Annotated in this window: 17 protein-coding genes and 2 pseudogenes; 8 read left to right on the top strand and 11 right to left on the bottom strand. The window is 75.1% G+C overall.

All coding sequences use genetic code 11. The features are described from left to right. The first annotated feature begins 12 nt into the window (after positions 1–12). The 3 genes and pseudogenes from ACE7GA_RS10830 to ACE7GA_RS10840 all read left to right on the top strand — a co-directional run. A complete protein-coding gene (locus ACE7GA_RS10830) occupies positions 13–438 on the top strand; it encodes a YciI family protein (RefSeq protein ID WP_376099267.1) in 426 nt (141 codons plus the stop codon). A gap of 1 nt (position 439) precedes the next feature. Continuing rightward, on the top strand, positions 440–823 hold the full coding sequence (locus ACE7GA_RS10835) for a DoxX family protein (RefSeq protein WP_376099269.1): 384 nt from the start codon (positions 440–442) through the stop codon (positions 821–823). A 1,076-nt stretch (positions 824–1,899) separates the two neighbouring features. Next, positions 1,900–2,235 (top strand): annotated as a pseudogene (locus ACE7GA_RS10840) (DUF6600 domain-containing protein); the annotation flags it as partial. 1,743 nt (positions 2,236–3,978) lie between these two features. Here ACE7GA_RS10840 and mutM read toward each other — a convergent pair. The 6 genes and pseudogenes from mutM to ACE7GA_RS10870 all read right to left on the bottom strand — a co-directional run bounded on the left by mutM (position 3,979) and on the right by ACE7GA_RS10870 (position 9,973). Beyond that, the gene (mutM, locus tag ACE7GA_RS10845) at positions 3,979–4,872 is read right to left on the bottom strand and encodes a bifunctional DNA-formamidopyrimidine glycosylase/DNA-(apurinic or apyrimidinic site) lyase (RefSeq protein WP_376099271.1); all 894 of its coding nucleotides are present in this window, start codon (positions 4,870–4,872) and stop codon (positions 3,979–3,981) included. 237 nt (positions 4,873–5,109) lie between these two features. Beyond that, positions 5,110–6,504: a dihydrolipoyl dehydrogenase family protein gene (locus tag ACE7GA_RS10850; protein ID WP_376099273.1), complete on the bottom strand. Its 1,395-nt coding sequence runs from the start codon at positions 6,502–6,504 to the stop codon at positions 5,110–5,112. A gap of 44 nt (positions 6,505–6,548) precedes the next feature. After that, positions 6,549–7,370: an exodeoxyribonuclease III gene (locus ACE7GA_RS10855; RefSeq protein WP_376099275.1), complete on the bottom strand. Its 822-nt coding sequence runs from the start codon at positions 7,368–7,370 to the stop codon at positions 6,549–6,551. Positions 7,371–7,383: 13 nt separating this feature from the next. Continuing rightward, positions 7,384–8,067 (bottom strand): fumarylacetoacetate hydrolase family protein, encoded by a 684-nt coding sequence (locus ACE7GA_RS10860; protein ID WP_376099277.1) that lies wholly within the window; start codon positions 8,065–8,067, stop codon positions 7,384–7,386. 358 nt (positions 8,068–8,425) lie between these two features. Next, positions 8,426–9,222: pseudogene (locus ACE7GA_RS10865) on the bottom strand (gamma-glutamyl-gamma-aminobutyrate hydrolase family protein). 112 nt (positions 9,223–9,334) lie between these two features. Then, positions 9,335–9,973 (bottom strand): outer membrane lipoprotein carrier protein LolA, encoded by a 639-nt coding sequence (locus ACE7GA_RS10870; RefSeq protein ID WP_376099279.1) that lies wholly within the window; start codon positions 9,971–9,973, stop codon positions 9,335–9,337. A gap of 141 nt (positions 9,974–10,114) precedes the next feature. On the opposite strand from ACE7GA_RS10870, the gene ACE7GA_RS10875 reads away from it, so the two are divergent. Next, positions 10,115–10,699 (top strand): hypothetical protein, encoded by a 585-nt coding sequence (locus ACE7GA_RS10875; RefSeq protein WP_376099281.1) that lies wholly within the window; start codon positions 10,115–10,117, stop codon positions 10,697–10,699. Positions 10,700–10,793: 94 nt separating this feature from the next. Here ACE7GA_RS10875 and ACE7GA_RS10880 read toward each other — a convergent pair whose 3' ends face one another. Further along, positions 10,794–11,519, bottom strand: coding sequence for a helix-turn-helix domain-containing protein (locus tag ACE7GA_RS10880; protein WP_376099283.1), 726 nt, complete (start codon positions 11,517–11,519; stop codon positions 10,794–10,796). 129 nt (positions 11,520–11,648) lie between these two features. On the opposite strand from ACE7GA_RS10880, the gene ACE7GA_RS10885 reads away from it, so the two are divergent. Continuing rightward, positions 11,649–12,887 carry an MFS transporter gene (locus ACE7GA_RS10885; protein ID WP_376099285.1) on the top strand — a complete coding sequence of 413 codons (1,239 nt, stop codon included), beginning with the start codon at positions 11,649–11,651 and terminating at the stop codon, positions 12,885–12,887. Between the two features lie 53 nt (positions 12,888–12,940). Continuing rightward, positions 12,941–13,471 (top strand): gamma carbonic anhydrase family protein, encoded by a 531-nt coding sequence (locus ACE7GA_RS10890; protein ID WP_376099287.1) that lies wholly within the window; start codon positions 12,941–12,943, stop codon positions 13,469–13,471. A 6-nt stretch (positions 13,472–13,477) separates the two neighbouring features. Here the strand turns inward: ACE7GA_RS10890 and ACE7GA_RS10895 are convergent, their stop codons facing one another. Beyond that, on the bottom strand, positions 13,478–13,843 hold the full coding sequence (locus tag ACE7GA_RS10895) for a Rieske (2Fe-2S) protein (RefSeq protein WP_376099289.1): 366 nt from the start codon (positions 13,841–13,843) through the stop codon (positions 13,478–13,480). A 28-nt stretch (positions 13,844–13,871) separates the two neighbouring features. Next, positions 13,872–14,216, bottom strand: coding sequence for a hypothetical protein (locus ACE7GA_RS10900; RefSeq protein WP_376099291.1), 345 nt, complete (start codon positions 14,214–14,216; stop codon positions 13,872–13,874). Between the two features lie 3 nt (positions 14,217–14,219). Here ACE7GA_RS10900 and ACE7GA_RS10905 point away from each other — a divergent pair, with 3 nt between their 5' ends. After that, positions 14,220–14,951, top strand: coding sequence for a DUF2064 domain-containing protein (locus tag ACE7GA_RS10905; protein WP_376099293.1), 732 nt, complete (start codon positions 14,220–14,222; stop codon positions 14,949–14,951). Positions 14,952–15,182: 231 nt separating this feature from the next. Here ACE7GA_RS10905 and ACE7GA_RS10910 read toward each other — a convergent pair whose 3' ends face one another. Both ACE7GA_RS10910 and ACE7GA_RS10915 read right to left on the bottom strand, forming a co-directional pair. Beyond that, positions 15,183–16,304 carry a hypothetical protein gene (locus ACE7GA_RS10910; protein ID WP_376099295.1) on the bottom strand — a complete coding sequence of 374 codons (1,122 nt, stop codon included), beginning with the start codon at positions 16,302–16,304 and terminating at the stop codon, positions 15,183–15,185. A 91-nt stretch (positions 16,305–16,395) separates the two neighbouring features. Beyond that, the gene (locus ACE7GA_RS10915; protein ID WP_376099297.1) at positions 16,396–19,140 is read right to left on the bottom strand and encodes an SLBB domain-containing protein; all 2,745 of its coding nucleotides are present in this window, start codon (positions 19,138–19,140) and stop codon (positions 16,396–16,398) included. 845 nt (positions 19,141–19,985) lie between these two features. Between ACE7GA_RS10915 and ACE7GA_RS10920 the strand changes: the two genes are divergently transcribed. Next, positions 19,986–20,957 carry a heparinase II/III-family protein gene (locus ACE7GA_RS10920; protein WP_376099299.1) on the top strand — a complete coding sequence of 324 codons (972 nt, stop codon included), beginning with the start codon at positions 19,986–19,988 and terminating at the stop codon, positions 20,955–20,957. Positions 20,958–21,222: the final 265 nt, after the last annotated feature.

Here is a 21,222-nt window from a genome sequence, read left to right on the forward strand (position 1 = left end):
GGAACCCGCCCCATGCGCTTCATGCTCATCGTCAAGGCGACGCCGGAATCCGAAGCCGGCGCTATGCCGGAGCCCGGCCTGGCCGAGGCCATGATGGCCTTCAACCAGCAGATGGTGGACGCCGGCGTGATGAAGGCCGGCGAGGGCGTGCACCCCTCCTCCCGAGGCGCCCGCGTGCACTTCTCGGCCGAGGGCACGCGTGTGGAGCGCGGGCCCTTCCCCTGGCAGGGCCTGCTCGCCGGGTTCTGGATGATCGAATGCGCCTCGCTCGAGGACGCGATCGGCTGGGCGCGCCGCGCGCCCGCGCCGATGGGCCAGGGCAAGCCCGCGGAGATCGAGGTCCGGCAGATCCTCACCTTCGAGGATTTCGGCGACGCCATCACGCCGGAGGTGCGCGCACAGGAGAGCGCGATGCGCGCCGCGCTCGGCGACGGCTGACATGCCGGGCGCATGGGCACGCCGCGTCGGCGTCGCGCTGACCGGGATCTTCGCCCTGTTCATGGCGCTCGACGTCGGGATCAAGCTCCTCGGCCTGCCGGTGGTGGACGAGACGCTCGCGACGCTCGGATGGCCGGCGGGCGCGGGGTGGTGGATCGGGCTGCTGCAATTGGGGCTGCTCGCGCTCTACCTCGGGCCGCGCACGGCGGTGCTCGGCGCGGTGCTGATGACCGGCCTGCTCGGTGGCGCCGTCGCGACGCATCTGCGCGTCGGCAGCCCGGTCGCGACGCACGTCCTGTTCGGCGTCTATCTCGGCCTGCTCGCCTGGGGCGGGCTGTGGCTGCGGGATGCGCGTCTCCGCTCCGTCCTCATCCACTGGGCCTGACCCGCTGAGGGTGGACGTCGCGGCGACGTGACGGCGGCGGCGGCGCGGGATGCCGCGCCGCCACGCCCGCGCCGCAACTTCGCCGCAGACGGCGCGTCACCCTGGCCTGCCGACCCCCGCGTCGCACGACGCCCCGCCAGGAGGACCGCGGCATGCCCGTCCCGTTCCGACCTTCGCTCCTTGCCGCCGTCGCAGTCGCCGCGCTCCTCGCCGGCGCTGCCCCGGCCCAGACGCCGGGGTCCGTAAAGGACCCGGCGGCGGCTCTGGCCGGCAAGCCCGCCCGGATCGCCGCGCCGGAGCCCGGCGCCGCTGCTGACCGAGAGGATCACCCCGGCGGCGCCCCACCCGCGTTCTTCCCCACCCCGGGATCCGGCCCCGACCTGCCTCCTGGCCCGCCCGCGCAGGCCGGCCGCGAGCCGGGACCGGACGTGACCCAGCCCCCTGCCCAGGGCACCGCCCCGGCCGGGGACGAAGCGCCCGCTGCCTTCGTGGACCCGCCGGCCCGCGTCGGCCGCATCGCCCGCGTCGGCGGCCCCGTGGAGGCGCGCATCGCGGGTGGCGAGGCCTTCGAGCCGGCGCGGCAGAACCTCTCCGTCACCGCCGGCGCGGCCTTCGCGACGGGGCGCGGCGGGCGCGCCGCGCTGGAGGTCGGGCCGAGCCGCTTCGGGCTGGAATCCGGCTCGCGCCTGGAAGTCACGGCGCTGGACGACGAGACGCTGGCGGCGGGGCTGGAAAGCGGGATCCTCGCTGCGATCCTCAGGCCAGAGGCCGCGCCACCACGGATCGAGATCGGCACCCCCCGTGCGACGGTCGAGCTGGCCGTGCCCGGCCGCTACGGCATCGAGGCTGGCGGCCCCGGCACCCCGACCCGCGTGACCGTCTTCGACGGCGCGGCCCGGCTGACGGGACCGGGGGTGGAGGTTTCCCTCACCCGCGGCCAGGCCGTGATCCTGGCGGGGGAGGACGGCTCCCCCGTCGCCGTTACCGCCGCCCGCGCAGGCGCGCCGCCGCCGATCCTCGCGTGGACCGACCCGGTCGTGCCGGGCGCGCGGCCCCTGCCGCCCTCCGCCCGCGCGATGACCGGCGCGGCGGAACTCGCCGTTGTCGGCACCTGGGACCGGTCGCCGGACTACGGCGACGTCTGGTACCCGCCGGAGGTCGGGCCGGACTGGGTGCCGTTCCGCCAGGGTGCCTGGGTGCCCGTCCCCGTCTACGGCGAGACCTGGGTGGACGACCGCCCCTGGGGCTACGCGACGAGCCATTACGGCCGTTGGGTCCGCCTCGGCCCTCGCTGGGCCTGGTGCCCGCAGCCCATCCACGCTGCGCCCCCGCCGCGCATCCCGGTCTGGGCGCCGGCCGTCGTCGGCTTCGTGGGTCCCGGGCCGCGCTTCGCCCGGCCGGCGGGCTGGGTGCCCCTCGCGCCCTTCGAGCCCTACTACCCGCCCTTCCGTGCCTCACCCCGCTACGTGGAGCGGGTGAACGTGACGAACGTGCGCAACATGACCGTCGTCACGAACAACTGGACCACCGTCGTGAACCGGGCGCCGCGGGACCTCGCGCCCGGCTTTGTCGCGTCCGGCTTCGTCGCGGCCCCTGGCGCGCCTGGCTTTGTCGCGCCGCCCGGCGCGCCTGGCGCGTTCCCGCCGGGGCCGGGCGGTGGGCCAGCCGCCGTCGCGCCGGGTGGCCTGGGCTTCCGCGGCGCAGCCCTCGCCGCCGCGGCGGCAGCGGGCGGTGCCGCCGGCCTCGCCGCCGCGCGCTACGCCAATGCCCCGGCCGGGACCGCGTTGCCGGAGGCCGGCCTGCGCCCGCGCCAGCCCGTGGCGCCCGTCGCGCGGCCCCTTCCGCCGGCGCTGGCGAGCGTCCCGCCCGGCATCCGCGATGGGCGGGTCACCTTCGGCGCCGGCCCAGACGGGATTCGCGGCACGGCGGATGACCGGTTCAGGACGCCCGGCGCGCGCCCCGGTCCGGACGGCGTCCCGGGCACGGCCGACGACCGCGCGCGGGCCGTCCGCGTCGGACCCGACGGCGTGCCGGGGACCGCGGACGATCCGGCCCGTGGCGGCCGCTTCGGCGGCGCGATGGTTCCGGGGCCGGCCGGTGGCCGCGTCGGGACCGGGCGGGTCGAGGCGGGCCAGGTCGAGCCAGGGCGTGTCGAGCCAGGGCGTGTCGAGACGGGGCGTGTCGAGACGGGGCGCATCGAGCCAGGGCGCATCGAGAACGGCCGCGCCGGACCCGACGGGATCCCCGGCACGCCCGACGACCGTGCGCGCCTCGGGCGCGCGGGGCCCGTCGGCGTGTTCGGGACGGCCGACGACCGGGCGCGGGCCGATCGCGGCCGCGTCGAGGGGCCGCGGGGCGCGCCGGCGGCCCCGCGCATCGGCGCCGCGGGCCCCGACGGCCTGCGCGGGACGCTGGACGACCTGCCGCGCGCCGGTATCGCGCCCCGCCCGCTGCCGCCGGCCGGGGCGGGCCGCGTCGGGCCCGACGGGATCGCGGGGACGGCCGACGACCCGCGGGGCCGCCGCGCGCCCTCCATGCCGCCCGCCGTCGTGCCGCGGGCCGAGGCGGTGCCGCCCCGCGCGAGGCCCGACGGATTCGCGGGGCCCGCCTTCGAGCCGCGGCGCCCCCCGCCCGTCGCCGAGGTGCCGCGCGGTGCGCCGCCGCCCCGCTTCGCGGCGCCCGCCCAGGCCGCGCCCCGGCCCGAGCCGCGCGCCAGCCGCCCGTCGCCGCGGTACAGCCCCGGGTCTTCGCGCCGCCCCAGCCACGGCCGGAGCCGCCGCGTGCCGCGCCGCCACCCCGGCCGGCCCCTCCGGTCGCCGCGGCACCGCCGTCCCGGCCGCCGCCGCAGGTCTCGGCCCCCAGGCCGGCGCAGCAGGCAGAGCGACGCGGGCGGGAGCGGGGTTAGGACGGGTCCGGGTGGCTGTTCGGCGCGAGGAATCCGCTCTCCGGGGAATGGCCCAGGATCGCCGACGCCGGTCGGCCTGACCCGGGCCCGGCGATGCGACCGGGCGCCCCGGGAGCGCGCATCGGCTCCCCCGTCCCGCCGCCACGCGGTCCGAGGCCGGCGACGGGCCGGGGACGGTCTCCCTCGGTTGCCTGCGACGCGCTGGTCAGAGGGGCGGGCCTGCGCGGCCCGCGACCGGGCGTCCGCCCCGTCACCGCTGGGTGCGGGGGCAGAAGAAGGTGGATCGCCCGGCCTGCACGATCCGGGCGATGCCAGGGCAGGCCGGCGGCCCCGGACAGCGCGCGCAGGGCTGTCCCGGGCGGTCGTAGACGTCGAACCGGTCCTGGAAATGCCCCAGTTCCCCGTCGGCGCGGACGTAGTCGCGCAGGGAAGAGCCGCCCGCCGCGATCGCGTCGGACAGCACGGCCTTGATCGCGGGCACCAGCCGCGCGGCGCGCAGGCCCCGCACGCTGCCGGCGTTGCGCCGCGGCGAAATGCCGGCGCGGAACAGGGCCTCCGCGACGTAGATGTTCCCGAGGCCCGCCACGACGCGCTGGTCCAGCAGGGCGGCCTTGATGGGCGTGTTCTTCCCCGCGAGCGCGGCGGAGAGGGCCCGCGCGTCGAAGCCATCGTCCAGCGGCTCCGGCCCCATGCCGGCGAGGAGCCTGTGCAGATCCTCCGCCGCCGTCGCCACGAGGTCCACGCAGCCGAAGCGGCGGGGGTCCTGGAACCCGACCCGCCAGCCATCCTCGGTTTCGAGGAGCAGGTGTTCATGGGCCAGGCCATCGCCCGTACCGCGCGCGTCGGAGGCGGCGCCCTGCGGGCCGTCCCGCGGCACAGGCGCCTCGCCCGGCGCGCGCGCGACCATGCGGCCGGACATGCCGAGGTGGACGAGGACGGAGAGGCCGCCGTCGAGCCGCATCAGCATGTACTTGCCGCGGCGGCGGAAGCCCTCGACCCGCGCGCCGGACAGGGCGTGGGACAGGTTCTCGGGGAAGGGCCAGCGCAGGCCGGCGCGGCGGGTCTCGGCGCGGGCGATCGTCCGGCCGGTGAGCACGGCGGAGAGGCCGCGCATGACGGTCTCCACCTCAGGCAGTTCGGGCATCGGGAGGAATATGGGCCGGCGGGGCGGGCGTTCGACAGGTGGCTCGCCGGTGTCCCGCGGCAGGCTGCCCGGAGGGGCTGGCCGACCCCGAACCTCCTGCCGGGGACGAGAGCGCGGCTGGACCGCGATCGACCCCGATGCGCGCCGTCGAGGGGGCGCCGTCCCCGGCCGGGGGCGTCAACGATCCGGCGGCCACGTTCACCCTCTGCCGGTGCGCGATCCCGCGCCGGCCGGAGGTCACCCGAGCGCCATCAGCCGCCGCGCGACCCAGCGCGGGCCCGCGGCGAACAGCCGTTCGAGCCCGGGCCGGCCTGCCGCGCGCTTCACCGCCTCGGCGCGCGTGGGGTAGGGCACGATGAGGTTCGTCAGCGCGGAAGCCGGAAGGCCCTTCGCGACGGCGTGGGTGAGGAGGCCGATCATCTCTCCCGCATGCGGGGCCGCGATGCCCGCCCCCAGCAGTTTCCCGCGCTTCGACACGACGAGGCGGGCGAGGCCCTGCGGCCGGCCTTCCGCGATGGCACGGTCGTTCTCGTGCATCGGCCAGTCGAGGACCTGCACCGCCTGGCCGGACTTGCGGGCCTCCTCCGCCGTCAGGCCGACGCTCGCGAGCTCCGGGTCTGTGTAGGTGACGCGCGGGAGGGCGGCGTAGTCCAGGCGCGCGGGCAGGCGGAAGATCATCCGGCGCGCGAGAATGGTCGCGTGGAAGGAGCCGACATGGGTGAATTGCCGGGGGCCGATACCCTCGGGGTCCGCGATATCGCCGGAGGCGAAGACGCGGGGGTTGGTGGTGCTGCGCAGGCCGGCATCGGTGGCGACCCCGCGCAGCGTGTGGGCGACGTTGCCGGCGTCGAGGCCCAGATCGTCGATGTTCGCCCGGCGTCCGACGGCGACGAGGAGGTGCGTGCCGGTGATACGCCGCCCGTCTTCCAGCACGAGCGTGGGGCCGGGTTCGACGGCCGTGACCTTCGTGTCCTCGATGATCGTGACGCCATCCTCAACGAGCGCATCGCGGATGACGGCGGCGAGGTCGGGATCCTCCCGGTTCAGGAGGCGCGTGGCCTCGACGAGGGTGACTTGGCAGCCCAGCGCGGCGTGGGCCTGCGCCATCTCCGTCCCGATCGCGCCGCCGCCGAGGATGAGGAGGTGCGCCGGCCGCTCCCGCATCTCGAACAGCGTCTCGTTCGTGAGGTGCGGGGTTTCGGCCAGGCCAGGGATCGGCGGGATCGCGGCGCGGCTGCCGGCCGCGACGACGATGCGGCGCGGCGCGTAGCTGCGGCCTGCCGCGATCAAGGTGCCGGGGGACGCGAAGCGCACTTCGGCGCGGACGACCTCCGCGCCCAGGCCGCGGTAGCGCTCCTCCGAATCCATCGGCGCGATGGTCTCGATCGCGCCATGCACGTGGGCGCGGAGGGCGTCCCAGTCCACCTCCGGCTCGGGCAGGCGGATGCCGTAGCGCGCGGCGCGGCGCGCGTCGCGCGCGACGCGGGCGGCGGTCAGCAGGGCCTTGCTCGGCACGCAGCCGTTGTTGAGGCAGTCGCCGCCCATCCGCGCGCGCTCGAAGATCGCGACGCGGAGGCCGAGCCCGGCGGCGACGAAGGTGATGGACAGGCCGGCGGCGCCGGCGCCGATCACCGCGAGGTCGAGGTCGAGGTTGGCGGGCAGGAGAATGCGTCCCGCTACAGCGCCAGTTCCACCATCACCGGCACGTGGTCGCTCGTCTGCGGCCAGTCCCGCGCGTCCTTCAGCACGGCGTGGCGGCGGAGCGACCCGGCCAGGTCGTCGCTGACCCAGACATGGTCGAGGCGGCGGCCACGATCCGCGGCACGCCAGTCCTTCGCGCGGTAGGACCACCACGTGTACAGCTTCTCGTCATGCGGGACGAAGTGGCGGAGGGAGTCGAACCAGCCGCCGGCTTGCTGCCAGCCGGTCAGGGCCTCGCGCTCGACGGGGGTGTGGGAGACGACGTCGCGGAGCTGCCTGCTGCTCCAGACGTCATGTTCCAGCGGGGCGATGTTGAGGTCGCCGACGAGGATGGCGCGCTTCGCGTTGCCGCGGGACTGCGTCCAGCGCGTCGTCTCCGCGACGAAGTCGAGCTTGTGCGCGAACTTCTCGTTGGCGTCGCGGTCCGGGACGTCGCCGCCGGCGGGGACGTAGAAGTCGTGCAGCTCGATCGGGCCGCCCGGCGCGTCCACGTCCACGCCGAGGTGGCGGCAGTCGCCCTTGCCGCACCAGTCCGGCTCGCCCGGGCGCAGCGAGACCGGGTGGCGCGAGAGGATCGCGACGCCGTTGTAGCCCTTCATGCCGCGGATGACGCGGTGGGTGTAGCCCAGCGCGTCCGCGGCCTCGTGCGGGAAGAACTCGTCGGGCGTCTTCGTCTCCTGCAGGCACAGGACATCGGGGTCCAGCGCCTGCACGAGGTCCCGGAGCAACCCCGCGCGCAGGCGGACGGAGTTGATGTTCCAGGTCGCGACGCGGAAGGGCCGCGCGCGCTTCGGCATCAGACGATCCCGGTCACACGATACGCGTGCGGACGGTGCCGACGCCCTCAATCATCCCTTCCAGCACGTCGCCGCGGACGACGGCCGCGACGCCTTCCGGCGTACCGGTCATGATGAGGTCGCCGGCTTCCAGGCGCACGAGGCGCGAGAGGTTCGCGATGACCTCCGGCACGGACCAGATGAGCTTCGCGAGGTCGGAGGACTGGCGCACCTGGCCGTTCACGCGGAGTTCGATCTTGCCCTTGGACGGATCGAAGGAGCCGGCGGGCATGAGTTCGCCCATCGGGGCGGACTGGTCGAAGCCCTTGCCCATGTCCCAGGGGCGGCCGGCCTTCTTGGCCTCGCCCTGCAGGTCGCGGCGCGTCATGTCGAGGCCGGCGCAGTAGCCCCAGACATGCTTCAGCGCGTCGCTCTCCGCGATGTCGATGCCGCCGGCGCCGACAGCGACGACCAGCTCCATCTCGTGGTGCAGGTCCTTCGTCATCGGCGGGTAGGGCATGTCGCCGCCGTCGAGGATCATCGAGTCGGCGGGCTTCATGAAGTAGAAGGGCGCTTCGCGGTCGGGGTCGTGGCCCATTTCCCGCGCGTGCTCGGCGTAGTTGCGGCCGACGCAGAAGATGCGGCGCACGGGGAAGGACCCGCCGCCGCGCACGGGGACGGCGGCGATGGCGGGCGGGGCGATGACGTAGTCGGCCATGGGTGATCCGTTCCGGTTTGGGCGCGGCCCCGGACCGCCGGCTTCGAACCGGTCTCGCGGGGCAGGCTGCGAGGCGCCCTTACACCCCGGACCGCGGAACGGCCAGCGGGGGGCCAAACGAGTTGGCGCCCGGTGAGGGGGGTCACCGGGCGCCGATACGCACTCTATTCCGATCGGATCTAGTCGTGGTCGGGTGAGCCGGCAGGGGATACCGGAACACCACCGGACCTTTCGGGCCGGTGCTCAAACATTACCGCTATCCACAGGGGGAAGCAACGGGAAGGCGCGGTCAGCCCCCGGTTTCAGGGGGAGCGGATGCATCACAGGCGCGTCATTCCGCCTGTGTTGGTTTTTCCAACTATTCAGCAGCCATCGGCATCGATCCGGAGGTGCGATTGAGGACGTGCGCCCGGGCAGCCTCTCCGAAACGCTCGAAAATGCGACGCGACAGCGGATCGCGATCCCAGTCGTATTCCGGGTGCCACTGCACACCCACCGCGAATCCTGGCGCGCCGGCGATGCTGCCGGCTTCGATCGTGCCGTCCGGCGCCCAGGCCTCCGGCCGGAGCCGGTCGGCGGACCGCTGGACTCCTGGTTGTGGAGGGAGTTCACCGGGACCGCCGCCGCATCGAAGGGCAGGCCGGCCCAGAGTCGCGCGAGGGTGCTGCCCGGCGCCACGCGGATCGCATGCGCCTTGCCCTGCTTCACGCGGCCGAGCGTCTGCTCGGTCGGCGTGGAGTGGTCCATGCGGCCCGGAAGATCCTGGATCCGCTGATCCAGCGTGCCGCCGAGGGCGACGTTCAATTCCTGGAAGCCGCGGCAGATGGCGAGCAGCGGCAGGCCGCGGTCGAGGGCCGCGCGGATCAGGGGCAGGGTCGTCGAATCGCGGTCCGGGTCCTCCGGCGTCCCTTCGGCGTGGCAGGGGCCGTCATAGTGGCTCGGGCACACGTTGGACCGGCTGCCCGTCAGCATCAGGCCGTCGAGCTGCCCGAGGAGGGAGAGGCCGGTGTCCTCGCCGGCCGCGGGGATCAGCACGGGGATGCCGCCGACCGGGCCGAGGACGACGCGGACGTAGTGGTCTGACACCGCGTGGTTCGGCATCGCCGATGGCCCGAAGGCCTTCACGCAGCAGGGGATGCCGATGAGGGGCCGCATGGCTGCGCATGTTGGAAGCCGCCCGTGGCACGATCAAGGCGGCATGACCGTCCCGTGACCCGCCCGGGGCAGGGCTGCTGCGCGGGAATCGCGCAGCCTGCCGCGGGACGGGTCAGCGCGCGCCCGGGATGGCGTCGAAGAAGCCGGGCGTGTTGAAGTCGAAGGCGGCGGCGGGCAGGCGCACGCCCGTCTCGATTTGCGACAGCGACACGCGGGTGGTCCGGCTCTGGCTGTCCTGGACGAGCCACTGGCGCAGCTCGAAGGGTTCCTCGGCGAAGACGAGGGTGAGGCGTCCCTCGGTCGGCGCATTGGTCCGGTAGAGGGTGATGCGGAGGAAGCCGGCCTCGCGCTGAACGGCCGTGACCGTCACGTCGCCGGCGAGGCTGATCTGCGGGCGCAGGAGCACGCCGAGCGGGGTCTGGGAGACCGGGATGACGGAGGGCTGCCGCAGCTCCTTGTCGAAGTGCAGGAACTGGCCGCCCATGGCGATCAGCAACAGCGGTTCCGGCGGGTCGTAGTCGAAGCGCATGCGGCCGGGGCGCCAGATCACCGCCGTTCCCTCGGCCGAGGCGCCGTTGCCGGCGATCTGCACGAAGCGCGCGCGCAGCGTCGTGATCCCGTTCAGGTAGGTCTCGGCGCGGCGGAGGTCGGCCTGGTCCCGGGCGGACAGGGCGGCGCCCTGGCCCCGCGCCCCTCCGGGGGCGAACGCCGCGAGGGCGAGGGGGCTGGCGAGGAGGGAGCGTCGGAGCATGCGGTGCATGTGGCCCGGCCGCGAGGGCCCGTGAAGGGCGGACGCCGTCGGCGGGATGATGGAACCCGAGGCTCCCAACCCTGTTAATCACCCGTTCAATCTTAAGTCTGCACACTGTCCAAGGATTGGGGGGCAACGGACATGCCGGCGTACCCGGGTGACATGGGCTCGCGCCCGCCGCGCGTCGCGCCGCATGCCGTCCGGCCCGGCGCGGTGGTCGCCGTGGCCGTCCTGCCCGGCCGCGCGGCCTGCCTTCCGCGCATGCTCGACGCGCTCGCTGCCGCGATCGGGCCGGCCGACCTGCCGATCGCGGCGGGCGGCTTGGCCGTTCTCGTGCTCTCGACCGAGCCCGAGGTCGTGGCGCCGATCCTGCGAGACCGGGAGAGCGACTTCCCGCACCCCCTCCGCCTGCACGCCACGGCGGAGGCGCCGGACGACCATGCCTGCGTCCGCCTCGCCGCCCGGGTGGCCCGGATGCTCGGCGTGGCGGAGGCCCCGGTTTTCCTCCTCGACGTCCGCCGGCCGCCGGCGCCGGACTGGCTGTACTGGGCCGCGGCCGCGCTGCGGGACGGGGAAGCCGTGGTCCGCGCGCGGTGCGGCCTTGCTTCCTGGCTCGGCTTCGGCCCGGCGGCGCCGCGCGGTGTCGCGGGAGGGGCACGAGACCTGTTCCGGCCGGGGCATTCCTCCCCGCTCCTCCGCCCGCGGCATCGCCCGGCGGTGGTCTGAGGCAGTGATCTGAGGCGGGAATCCGGGGGCGGGCCGTGATCCCAGCGGCGCCCAGTGCCCAGGAACCGTGCGGGCCAGGCGGTTCCGCGCGGCGTTACACATTACCCGGCGTCGTGCCGAAGGCCGCCCGGAACGCCGCCCCGAAGGCCGACGCGGAGGCGTAGCCCACCGCCGCCGCTGCCCGGGCCGGCGGCATCCCGCCCGCGAGCAGCGCGGACGCTTCGGTCAGCCGCAGGTTCTGGCGCCAGGCCGCGAAGGACAGCCCCGTCTCCCCGCGGAACAGCCGCGACAGCGTGCGGGGCGATGCCCCGACCCGCGCAGCCCAGTCCTCCAGCCCAAGCGGGGAGGCCGGGTCCGTCCGCAGCGCCTCGGCGAGACGCCGTAGGCGGGGGTCGCGGACCTCCGGCACGCCGAAGGGCAGGGCCTTCGCCCGCCCGATCTCGTCCAGCAGCAGCGCGGCGAGGTGTCCGCCGCGGCCGGAAACGTCCCATTCCAGCGGCTCCTCGCAGGCGGCGAGGATGAGTTCGCGAAACAGCGGCGTCGTCGCCAGCACCGCGACGCCCGGCGGCCCGGCCGCGGCCGCGTCGGCGCGCAGGAACAGGGCGCGCATCGCGACCTCGCCGACGATCGTCACGGCATGCGGCTCCTCCGCCGGCACCCAGAGGGCGCGCCCCGCGGGCACCACGAAGGCAGCGCGGTCCGTCGCGATCCGCATCACGCCGCGGAGGCCGTAGATCAGTTGGGCGCGGGGGTGGGCGTGCCGCCCCGTCGTCTCCCCATCCGCATAATCCCGCGCGAAGGCGACGAGCGGCCGGTCCACCCCATCCTGGGGAAGGGGGCGACGCGGGGCGCGGGGTTGGCTCTTACTGGGTTGGCCGGGGCGCGACATCATCTGGCCGAACGTCGGGACCCGGCCAGCCTAGAGTGCTGCCACGGAGAACGCCAGCCGATGCCCCTCAACCTCGACCAGCCCGCGACGCGCCAGATCTGGTTCATCAACGCGGCGCACACCGTCTGCCACTACATGCTGCTGATCCTGGCGACGGCCGTGCTGGGCATCGTCACGCAGGATCCCGGGCGCTTCGGGAACGAATACGGGCCGATCATCGCCCTCGGCACCTTCATGTTCGTGCTCTACGGCGTGGGGTCGCTGCCGATGGGCTGGCTGGCCGAGCGGATCGGGCGCCGCGCGCTGATGGCGGCCTTCTTCCTCGGCGTCGGGACGTCGCTCATCCTCGCGGGCTTCGCGCCGGGGCCCTGGGCGCTGGCGGCAGCCCTGGCCTCGGCCGGCGCCTTCAACGCGATCTACCACCCGATCGGCACGGCGATGCTGGTGGAGGCCGCCGGCGACCGCGTGGGACGGGCGGTCGGCAACAACGGCGTCTTCGGCAATTTCGGCGTGGCGCTGGCCCCCGCCGCCACGGCCTTCATCGCGGCAACTGTCGGCTGGCGCTGGGCCTTCGTGGCGCCGGGCGTCGTCGCCCTCATCCTCGGCGTCCTCTGGCTGCTGGAGACGCCCTACGACGCGCGGCACGACGCGAAGAACAACCGGCCCTTCCCCGCCATCCCCCGGGCCGTCGTGCGCCGGGCCATCACGTCGCTCCTCCTCATCGCCGCAGCGTCGGGCTTCGTTTTCAACGCCTTCACCCTGCTGATCCCGAAGCTGATGCAGGAGCGCCTCGCCGGCTCCCCCGACCTCCTGCCCGTCGTCGGCGCGCTGGCCTTCGCGGCCACGCTCTTCGGTGGCCTGACGCAGTTCACGGTGGGGCGGCTGATCGACCGCATGACGTTGAAACGCGTCTTCCTGCCGCTGGCGCTGGCGCAGGTGCCGGCGCTGCTAGCGCTGTCCTTCCTCGGCGGCTGGGCGGTGCTGCCCGTCGCGGCGCTGGCGGCCGCCGCGATCTTCGGCCAAGTCACGGTGAACGAGACGATGACGGCCCGCTACGTCGCCCCGGAGCTGCGGGCGAAGCTCTACTCCATCCGGTTCTTCGTCGGCTTCGTCGGCGCCGCCGCAGCCTCCCCGCTCGTCGGCTTCCTCCACGACGCGACGGGGAACCTGGCGCTGACGATGATCGTCCTCGCGGTCGTCGGCAGCGTGACACTCGCCTGCGCCATGCTGTTCCCCGACCGGGAGGAGGAGCTGAAGCCCGAGCTCTGGGCCCGCGCGCACCCGGTCGCGGCCGAATAGGCGGCGACCGCAAGCCGGCTTATCCAGGCCGCGTTACGGGAGCCGCAGGCCGCATGCCCCTCTACGCCCTCGACGACATCACCCCGACCGTCCCCGGGGAGGGCCGTTACTGGATCGCCCCGGACGCCCACGTGATCGGCAACGTCCTCCTCGGCGACGAGGTCGGGGTCTGGTTCGGCGCGGTCATCCGCGGCGACAACGAGCCGATCCGGATCGGGGACCGCACGAACATCCAGGACGGCGCCGTCCTGCATTCCGACCGCGGCTCGCCGCTGACGATCGGCGCGGACGTCACGATCGGCCACCGTGCAGTCATCCACGGCTGCACGGTCGCCGACGGCTCGCTCATCGGGATGGGCGCCACGCTGCTGAACGGCGCCCGGATCGGGGCGGGCTGCCTCGTCGGCGCGAACGCCCTGGTGACGGAGCGCGCGGAGTTCCCCGATGGCAGCCTCATCGTCGGCGCGCCCGCGAAGGTCGTCCGCTCCCTCGGCCCGGGCGTGTCGGAACGCCTGCGCGAAGCGGCCGCCGCCTATGTCGCGAACTGGCGCCGCTTCGCCGGCGGCCTGCGCCCAGCAGGCTGATCGCCGCTACAGCGGCGTCGGAACGCCGGCCAGGCGCACCGTCCCGTCCGGGGCGACCTCCAGCGGGGCGGGCGTCAGGCGGCATCCCTCCGGCACTCCCGCGAGGGCCCGCCCGTCCTCAGCCGCGAACTCCGCGCCGTGGACCGAGCAGCGGATCCGCGTGCCATCCGCGCTCAGGACACCCGCGCCCCTCCAGGTCAGCGGCAGGTACTGGTGCGGGCAGAGGTCGAGGTACGCGCGCAGGGCCCCGCACTGCCGCAGGACGACCAGCCCGATCGTCTTGCCGCCGGCCTGGACCCGCAGCCGCGTCACCGCGCCGTCCGGGAAGGCCCCGAGGTGCCCCAGGACGGGCGCATCGCCATCCTCCGACACGGCACTCCTTCCCTCCCCATACCTGCCCTCAGCCATGCCCGCGCATCCGCAACGACGCCGCGTTCAGCGCGGGAAGCCGCGCGGGGTTCGCCGCGACCTCCTCCGCCACCGCGACCGCGGCGGCAAGTTGCGCGTCGCTCAGGTGCTGCACGGCCGGGCGCCGCACCACCCCGTCCCACCGCGCCCCGATCGCGGCATCGAGGCAGACCCGCATGAAGCAATGGTCCAGCGCGATCGGCCAGCCCTCCGCGGCCGCCATGCCCGGCAGCACCGTCCGCGTCAGCACGTCCCAGCGCGCGAGCAGCGCCTCGCGTCCTCGTGCCTTCCGCGGGGGGTCGAGCCCCGGCAGGTTGGCCTGTCCTTCCGGAGTCACGCGATGTCCACCGCCGCCGTCGCGATCGTCTGCAAGACGCCCATCCCCGGCCGCTCGAAGACCCGTCTCCTTCCGCTCGTGGGCGCGGAATCATCGGCCGCCCTCTCCGCCTGCTTCATCCGCGATACCTCCCTCGCGCTGGAGATGGTGCCGGAGTCGATCGGGCGCACGAACTACGCCCTCTACGCGCCGGAGGGGACAGAGCACCTGCTGCGCCCCTTGCTGCCGGCCGGCTGGGGCATGGTCGCGCGGGACGATCCGGATTTCGGGCAGGTCCTCCTCGGCGGGATGGAGGCCTTCCTGGGCCCCGAGGCGGGTGGGCGGCACGACTGTGCGATCATCGTGAACTCGGACTCGCCCACCCTGCCGCCGGGGCTGGTGACCGCCGCCATCGAGGCGCTGCGCGCCCCCGGCGATCGCGTGGTCTATGGCCCCGCGACGGATGGGGGCTACACCCTCGTCGGCCTGAAGCGTCCGCATGCCCGCCTGTTCCAGGGCATCCACTGGAGCACGCCGGAAGTCCTGCCCCGCAGCCTTTACCGCGCGGAGGAAATCGGCCTGCCCGTCACCCTGCTGCCGACCTGGTACGACGTGGACGACGCCACGACCTTCGCCGTCCTGCAGGGCGAGTTCCAGGGCCGCACCCCGGATTTCTGCAAGCCCGGCCTGACCGCCGCGCCCGCGCCCTACACGCGGAGCCTTCTGGCGAGCCTGACGCTCCGCGCGATGGCCTGACGCCCCGCCACGACAACCGCGCATCTCCGGATCGCTGCAGCCGAACCGCCGCGCCGTCCGTTTGCGGCCGGAGGCCAGCAGGCTGGCCCCCGACTTTCCAACTCCTGCAGGGGAGCACCATCGTGCGCATCAGGCCGAAACGCAGCCGGAAGACCGCCCGCAAACGCCTCAGGGTGCAACGCAGACAGGCCAACAAGGGCTGATGCCACGGTTGCCCTGATCCGCCGGGGGTTAGGGCATCGTTGCGAGGGCAACTGGACTGCTAACCCGGCGGCGTGCGCCGCCCCGCCCCGATGTCCAGCACCACCCGCGCCGCCGCGTCCACCCCGCCGCCCTCGCGCACCAGCGCGCCGGCCTGAGCGCGCGGCGCGCGGCCTCCCCCGGATCGTCGAGCACCGCGCGCAGCGCCCGCGTCATCGCCTCCGCCCCGCCTGCGGCATCGAAGCCCGCGCCCTCCCGCACCAGCGCCTCGCCGAGGCGGCGCGTCTCCTCGATCGGCCCGGGGCGGAGGAGGAGGGGCGTGCCGAGCGCCGCGGCTTCGTGCATCGTGCTCGTCCCCTCGCCCACCACCGCCGCGGCGGCGGACAGGCGCAGCAGCGCTTCCTTGGCCGGCAGCATGCCGTGGACGGTGATCCAGCCCGGCAGCGGATCGGGTAGGCCTGGCACGCCGCGCAGCGCCGAGGGATCGGTGACCGCCGTCAGGTGCAGCGACAGGGCGGGATGCGCGGCCCGGGCCGCCGCGACCCCGGCCACCGTCGCGGCCAGCGCCGCGTGCCCCCATTCCGCGCCGAAGGGAAAGCCGCGCGGCGCGTAGAGCACCGTCGGCCCCCCCAGTCCCAGCGCCGCCCGCGCCGCGTCCCGCCCCGGCACCTCCCCGAAATCGAGGAACGGCCCCGTCACCACCAGCCGGTCGCGCACCAGGTCGAGTTCCGGCAGAAGCCCGACGAGGGGCGCGTAGGCCCAGATCACCGCGTCCATCTGCCGCATGAACGGCCAGTCCAGGAAGATCTCGTCCCCGATCGGGTGCATCGGCACCGAAACCCACCCGGCACGCGGCAGCCGCGCGCGATGCGTGATGAGGTAGCGCGTCGAATCATCCACGATCACGTCGGCATCGCCGAGAACTTCCGCGATCACCGCATCTCGCACCGGTCGTGGCCGGGGTGGCATGAGGCGTGGCGGGAAGCCCATCGCCGCCGCCGCCTGCACGTTGAAGGGCCGCATCCGGTCCGTGTCGAAGACGAACTCGACATCCGCACGGGGATCGAGCCGCCGGACCGCACGGGCGAGCGACGCGCAACGCGAGATATGGCCGAGTCCGCCGCCGGCCGAGGGGATCATCAGGACCTTCACGCCGCGATCATCGCGGCCCGGCCTGGCACCGCAAGGCCGGGCCGGGGGCACTCCCTTCGCCGGATACCCGCCCGCGAGACGGCGACGCCGCTTATCGCCCGTTCGTCGCGCTGCGCGCGATGACTGCGAGCGACGCGGCGGAGATGGACACCTGCCCCAGCACCTGCGTCACGTCGCGGATGAACCCCCAGGTCTCGTAGGGCGAAGGATCCTGCGGCACGACGACGAGCGACCCCGGCGGCACCGGCGGCCCGCCCGCCTGCCAGGACCCAAGCCCCGCGGGGACGCTCTGCCCGTTCGGCAGCACGACGAAGGCGCGGGATTCATCGGCGAAGCGCTGCGGCCCACCCGCCGCCCGCACGTACTGCGACGCGCGCCACCCCGTGGTGAACTGCAGCGACCCAGGATTCAGGACGGATCCCACCACCGTCACCTCGTTCGGCCGCTTCGGGATCGCGATCAGGTCGCCGGGTTCCAGCAGCACGTCCAGTTCCGGCCGTGCCGCCAGCACGACGGGATTGGCCTCCACCGTCATGCGCCCTGCGGCCCGCGCCTCGCGCAGCGTCGTCGCCAGCGCCTGGCCCGCGTTGATCGCGCCCGCCAGGTCCACGCCGCCGGCGCGCGACCCGGCGACCGCCTGTCCCGCCGCCACCTGCAGCAGGCTGGATTCCAGTTCCCGCGCGGTGCGGGCGAAGCCTTCCTGCTGCCGCTGCCGCACGCTTTCCCGCGTGAAGACCGCGCCGTAGGGGTAGGCCTGCGGCGTCAGCCCGCCGGCGCGGGCCAGCAGTTCCGACAGCCGCTCCCCGCGCCGGATGTCGTAGGTACCGGGCCGCGCGACCTCGCCCACCAGCGCGACGGGTCCCGTGTCGCGGTCGCCGAAGCCGCGCGGCACCCGCACCGCGTCGCGCGGGGAAAGCCGCACCGCCGCGAAGTTGCGCGACCGCAGGTCCAGGATCGTCCGCGACAACGGGATGGCGCCGGCCTGTTCCGTCGGCTCCCGCGCGAACTCCACGGCCGCGAGGTCGGCCGTCTCCGTCACGTCGCCCGCCGCGGCGATCACAGCGTCCAGGCCGGTGTCGTCCAGCAGCGGATACAGCCCGGGCAGGCGCAGTTCCCCCGTCAGCAGCACCGACTGGTCCAGCAGGAAGGGCAGCAGGGCCGGGTAATCCTGGAAGACGTGCGGGCAGGGCGGCGCGCCGATGTCGGGGAAGCCCGCGCCGCGCGCATGCGCGAAGCGCAGCGGCGAGGACCGCGCGGCGACGGCCAGCGCCGTCAGCGCCGGGCAGTCCGGTGCCGGGGCGGGCGCCGTCCCTCCCGCGGGCGCCGGCGCCGCAACCCCCACCTCCCCCCGCAGCGCCCGCTGCACGGGCGGGGAGGCCAGCCACAGCACGTCGGCCTGGGACAGCAGGATGACCTCGTCGGACTCGCGCAGCGGCAGGTCCGCGCCGCCGGCCATGACGCGCCCGAGGTCGAAGGCCACGAAGCGCCGCACCCGCGTCCGCTCCTCCACCCGCCAGACCACGCCGAGGCGGACATAGGGATCGGGCCGGATCAGCCGGGGGTCGTAGAGCAGCGCACGCAGCCCCACACGCCCGCCCGCGGCGCGCGTCACCGGCGCCGTCACATGGCCCGCCAGTCGAAGCCCGCCGGCCGCCACGTCGTTGCCCGGCGTGACCGTCACGGCGTCGCCGCGGCGGATGGCGGAGGCCGGGGAGAGTTCGGACACCGCGCGCCGCCCCCCGGCATCCGTGCCCGTCGAGAGATACCGGTTCCCCTGCGGCCGCAGCGCCCCGCCCGCGAGGTCCAGCATCGCGCCCAGCGGGACGGAGGCCGCGCGGGCCGGCATCTCGTAGATGGCGGGCCGCGTCACCTCGCCCCCGATGGCGACGACGCCGCCCAAGGGTGGCACGACCACCCGGTCCCCCTCGCGCAGCGACAGGTCCGGCGTTCCCGGCGTTCCCGCGATGACGGCGTAGAGGTCGATCACGCGCGCCCCGCCCGGCCCCTCCACCCGGATGGCGCGCAGCGACCCCGTCTTCCGCACCCCGCCCGCTGCACCGAGCGCATCGAGCACGGAGGTCAGCGCGGGCAGCGGCGCGAGGCCGGGACGCACCACCTCCCCTGCCACGAAGATGCCGATCTGCCGGGTTTGGCCGATCGAGACGAAGGCCTCGGACCCGCCGAGTTCCCGCGCCACGCGCGCGACCACGTCGGCCCGCAGTTCCGCCAGCGTCCGCCCCAGCGCCGGGAAGGGCGGCAGGTCCGGCATGACGAGCGTCCCGTCCCGCTGGACCCGCAGGCTGAACGAGGCGCGGGACCGCCCGCGGATCGCGATCACCACCTCGTCGTCGCGCCCGAGGACGTAGTCGTCCGGCAGCGACCCCGCGACGGCGGAGGGGACGGAGCCGGGCGGCGCGAGATTCCGGAAGGTGTCGTAGCCGAACTGCCGCAGCGGCGGCGCATCCGGCAGGCGGGCGGCGAAGAAGGCCTCGGTGCCGGACAGCGGCTCGCCCGCCGCGGTGGGGGCGGCGCCCGGGGCCGGGGTGGCGGGCAGGGCAAGGGGCGGGGCGGCCGGGGCGGGCGGCGGCGCGGGCGTCGCGGGGGACGGCGCGCGCCCGGACGCCTCGAGGATGCGCTGGAGGACGTCGGCGGCGGTGCCACCGGGCGGCAGGAACCCGGGGGGAAGGTTCGAGGGCAGGCTGGGCGGCGCGAGGATCTGGTCGGCGCCGCGCGGGACCGCCTGGCCGAAGGCTGGCCCGGTGAGGAAGCCGAGGGCGACGAGCGCGGGGACCCATCCGACGCGGCGGATCATCCGCTCTGCAATCCCAAGTCGCATGCACGGCTCGTTAACATTTTCGTGATCGTGCTACCATGCGGCGAAATGGCTTTCCAGACGCCCCCGCGCCCGTTGCGGCTCGACGCGGCCCTCCGCCTCGGCGTTGTGCCGCTCGTGCGTCTCGCACGCCACCGCTCGCGCGTGGCGTCGGGATGGGTGCGCCGGACCCTCGGCCAGCCCAGGGTGCCGTCCGGCCCGTTCCTGCACTCCGCCCCGCCCCGGCCCGCGCCGGAGGGGGTAACCGGGGCCGGGATCCTCGCCGCGTCGGCCCGGCTCGGGCCGGCCGCGTTCCACGGCCCCTTCGACCCCGGTGCACCGGCCCTGTCGCTCGACCTCTTCGCTCCGGGCGACGTCAGGCCGGTCTGGGAGGCAAACCGCCTCGCCTGGCTGCCGCTCCTCGTCCAGGCGCACCGGCTGGACCCGGCGGGCGGCTACCTCGCCCGCGCCGAGGCGCGGCTGGCCGAATGGATCGCGGCCAACCCGCCCTGGCGCGGCCCGAACTGGGCCTGCGGGCAGGAGGCGGCGCTGCGCGTCCTCCACCTCGCCCTCGCCCTCGCCCTGCTCGGGGCCGGGCCAACGCCTGGGATGGCGGACCTGCTGCGGCTGCACGCGCGGCGGATCGCGGCGACGCGCGACTATGCGCTGGCGCAGGACAACAACCATCCAGTCAGCGAGGCGGCCGGGCTGCTCGCCGCCGCCCTGGTGCTGGACGACGCCCGGGCCGCGGCAGGGGCCGCGCGCGACCTCGCCGCCGTCGTCGGGCGACTGGTCGGGGCGGATGGGGCCTTTGCCGTGGTTTCCAGCGGCTATCACCGGCTCCTGCTCGACACCCTGTCTGCGGTCGAATGGCTGCGCCGGGTCCATGGCGCGCCGGCCCTGCCCGCCCCCATCCCCGCCGCGCCGCGGCCGCCACGCGCTGGCTCGCCCGGCTCACCTGCCCCGAGACCGGCGCGACTCCCCGGCTGGGCCACCAGGACGGGTCCTGCCTCGCCGACCTCTCGCTGCGCGGTCCCGCCGACGCGCGCGGCAGCGTCGAGCGCGCAGCGCGGCTGTTCCTCCGCGCGACGGCGGGCGTCGCGGATGACCCGGGCTGCGCGTGGCTCGGCCTGCCGCCCGGCCCGCCGACCCCCGCCGACACGGCTTGGCGGTGCGACGGCAGCCGCGGCTGGCGGGACGGGCGGGTGCGGGTCCTCCTCCGCACCGGGCCGCTCCGCTTCCGGCCGGGGCACGCGGACCTGCTGCACCTCGACCTCTGGGACGGGCTGGAGAACGTGCTGCGCGACGCGGGGACAGGGGCCTACAACCCGCCCGCGCAGGACGCGTGGTGGTCGGACCACTTCCCCGCCGCACGGGCCCACAACGTCGTTACCTTCGACGACGCGGAGCCGATGCCGCGAGCCAGCCGCTTCCTCTTCGCCCGCTGGCCCGCGACGGAGGTCCTGCCGGGCGGGGCCGCGACCCGCGACGCGCGCGGCAACCGCCACGCCCGCACCGTCCGGCGCGAGGGGGCGGAATGGGTGGTGGAGGACCGGGTTTCCGGCCCGTTCCGGCACCTCGCCCTCCGCTGGCACCTGCCGCCGGGCCCCTGGGAGGTGTCGGGCGGGTCGGTCACGGACGGCCGCATCCGCCTCATCCTCTCCGCCGATGCCGCCGTGTCCCTCACGCTCGAACCGGCCTGGGAGAGCCCGGGCTACGGGGAGGTCCGCGGCCTGCCCTGCCTCGTCCTGCGTGCGCCGGCCCCCGTTACCTGTCTGACGACGCGAATTCGCCTCGGCCCCGCAACGGGGGATTGCGCCCCGGCGCGCCAGGGCGTCTAAGGACGATCACGTATTCGTGAGGACCGAGGCGGGGATGCCGCTCGACCTGCTGCTCCGCGGCGTCTGGGCCCTGCGCTGGCAGGTGGTGCTGGCGACCCTCCTCCTCCTCGCTGGCGGCGCGGCAGCGATCCTCCTCTGGCCTCGGCAATACGTGGCGGAGGCGGTCGTCGCGCCGTCCGAGACGACGGGCCTCGCCACCTCCACCTTCATCCAGAACGGGCTGGCCATGCCCGGGGCGCTGCTGGACACGCGGGCCTCCGGCAAC

Origin of the sequence: Roseomonas sp. CCTCC AB2023176, assembly GCF_042259275.1 — a bacterium.
In the GTDB taxonomy this organism is placed as follows: domain Bacteria; phylum Pseudomonadota; class Alphaproteobacteria; order Acetobacterales; family Acetobacteraceae; genus Roseomonas.

Excerpts from the sequence above, each read along its gene's own strand:
- ACE7GA_RS10830 (WP_376099267.1), top strand. The coding sequence starts at position 13 with ATGCGCTTCATGCTCATCGTCAAGGCGACGCCGGAATCCGAAGCCGGC.
- ACE7GA_RS10835 (WP_376099269.1), top strand. The coding sequence starts at position 440 with ATGCCGGGCGCATGGGCACGCCGCGTCGGCGTCGCGCTGACCGGGATC.
- mutM (WP_376099271.1), bottom strand. The coding sequence starts at position 4,872 with ATGCCCGAACTGCCTGAGGTGGAGACCGTCATGCGCGGCCTCTCCGCC.
- ACE7GA_RS10855 (WP_376099275.1), bottom strand. The coding sequence starts at position 7,370 with ATGCCGAAGCGCGCGCGGCCCTTCCGCGTCGCGACCTGGAACATCAAC.
- ACE7GA_RS10860 (WP_376099277.1), bottom strand. The coding sequence starts at position 8,067 with ATGGCCGACTACGTCATCGCCCCGCCCGCCATCGCCGCCGTCCCCGTG.
- ACE7GA_RS10870 (WP_376099279.1), bottom strand. The coding sequence starts at position 9,973 with ATGCTCCGACGCTCCCTCCTCGCCAGCCCCCTCGCCCTCGCGGCGTTC.
- ACE7GA_RS10875 (WP_376099281.1), top strand. The coding sequence starts at position 10,115 with ATGCCGGCGTACCCGGGTGACATGGGCTCGCGCCCGCCGCGCGTCGCG.
- ACE7GA_RS10885 (WP_376099285.1), top strand. The coding sequence starts at position 11,649 with ATGCCCCTCAACCTCGACCAGCCCGCGACGCGCCAGATCTGGTTCATC.
- ACE7GA_RS10890 (WP_376099287.1), top strand. The coding sequence starts at position 12,941 with ATGCCCCTCTACGCCCTCGACGACATCACCCCGACCGTCCCCGGGGAG.
- ACE7GA_RS10905 (WP_376099293.1), top strand. The coding sequence starts at position 14,220 with ATGTCCACCGCCGCCGTCGCGATCGTCTGCAAGACGCCCATCCCCGGC.
- ACE7GA_RS10915 (WP_376099297.1), bottom strand. The coding sequence starts at position 19,140 with ATGCGACTTGGGATTGCAGAGCGGATGATCCGCCGCGTCGGATGGGTC.
- ACE7GA_RS10920 (WP_376099299.1), top strand. The coding sequence starts at position 19,986 with ATGGCTGCGCCGGGTCCATGGCGCGCCGGCCCTGCCCGCCCCCATCCC.